We start from the raw sequence: 1426 nt of genomic DNA on the forward strand, positions 1-1426 counted from the left end.
GGGCTCGCTCATCGCATACCCGACCGACTCGTGCTACGCACTGGGCTGCCAGCTCGGCAGCCGGGACGGCATCGACCGGATCCGCACCATCAGGCATCTGGACGACCGGCACCACTTCACTCTGATGTGCCGCGACTTCGCCCAGCTCGGCCAGTTCGTGCGGGTGGACAACGACGTGTTCCGGGCCGTGAAGGCGTCCACACCCGGCAGCTACACCTTCATCCTCCCGGCCACCCGTGAGGTCCCGCGCAAGCTGCTGCACCCGAAGAAGAAGACCGTCGGCGTCCGCATCCCCGACCACGTGGTCACCCAGGCCCTGCTGGCGGAGCTGGGCGAGCCGCTGCTGTCCAGCACCCTGCTGCTGCCGGACGAGGAGGAGCCGCTGACCCAGGGCTGGGAGATCAAGGACCGGCTCGACCACTCGGTGGACGCGGTGGTCGACTCCGGGGAGTGCGGCACCGAGCCGACCACGGTCATCGACTTCTCGGGCGGCGAGGCGGAGATCGTCCGCCGCGGCGCGGGTGACACCTCGCGCTTCGAGTGACCGGTTCCGGCTCCCCCGGGCGGGCTCGCCCACCCGCGCGTGCCACGATGATCAAGACATGCCGCGCCGGGTGTCCCACACCCCCGCCGCCGACTCCACAGAGAGGCACTTGCGCCATGACCGCCGTACAGGGAACCGACGTGGACATCACGACCGCGGACGGTGTCGCCGACGCCTACCTGGCCCACCCGGCCGACGGACTCCCCCACCCAGGTGTGCTCTTCTACCAGGACGCCTACGGGATCCGCCCGCACCTGAAGGCGATGGCGGACCGGCTCGCCGGCGAGGGCTACACCGTTCTCGTCCCGAACGTCTTCTACCGCCACGGCCGGACCCCGGTGTTCGACCTCCCCGAGTTCATCGACCCCTCCGCGGACCCCACGATCTGGCAGCAGATCATGCCGGTCATGATGTCGCTGACGCCGGAGCTCACCGACCGGGATTCGGCCGCCTACCTGGACTGGCTGGCGCGGAGCCCGCTGGTGGCCGACGGGCCGGTGGCGATCACCGGTTACTGCATGGGCGCCCGGCTCACCATGCGGACCGCCGCCGTGTTCCCGGACCGGGTCGCGGCCGCCGGCGGCTTCCACGGCGGCCGGATGGTCACCGAGGACGCCGACAGCCCGCACCTGCTGGCCGACCGGGTCACCGCCGAGCTGTACTTCGGCTTCGCGGACCAGGACCACTCGATGACCGAGGAGCAGATCCGCGCCTTCCAGGAGGCGCTCGACGCCGCCGGGGTCCGCAACACCTGCGAGATCTACCGGGGTGCCGACCACGGCTACACGCAGGCCGACACCCCGGCCTACTCCGCCGAGGCGTCCGAGCGGCACTGGGAGGCGCTGCTCGGCCTGCTGAAGCGCACGTTCTGATCGGCCGTCC

General features: G+C 71.0%; 2 protein-coding genes. Both read left to right on the plus strand.

Annotation, left to right across the window (positions count from 1 at the left end; genetic code table 11):
* A partial coding sequence (locus ABZ646_RS46580; protein ID WP_360533837.1) for an L-threonylcarbamoyladenylate synthase occupies window positions 1-544 on the plus strand: 544 nt, incomplete at its 5' end.
* A 116-nt stretch (window positions 545-660) separates the two neighbouring features.
* Entirely contained in the window at window positions 661-1416 is a 756-nt protein-coding gene (locus ABZ646_RS46585; protein ID WP_360533840.1) for a dienelactone hydrolase family protein, read from the plus strand.
* Window positions 1417-1426: the final 10 nt, after the last annotated feature.

The organism is Streptomyces sp. NPDC007162 (assembly GCF_040634175.1).
GTDB lineage: Bacteria > Actinomycetota > Actinomycetes > Streptomycetales > Streptomycetaceae > Streptomyces.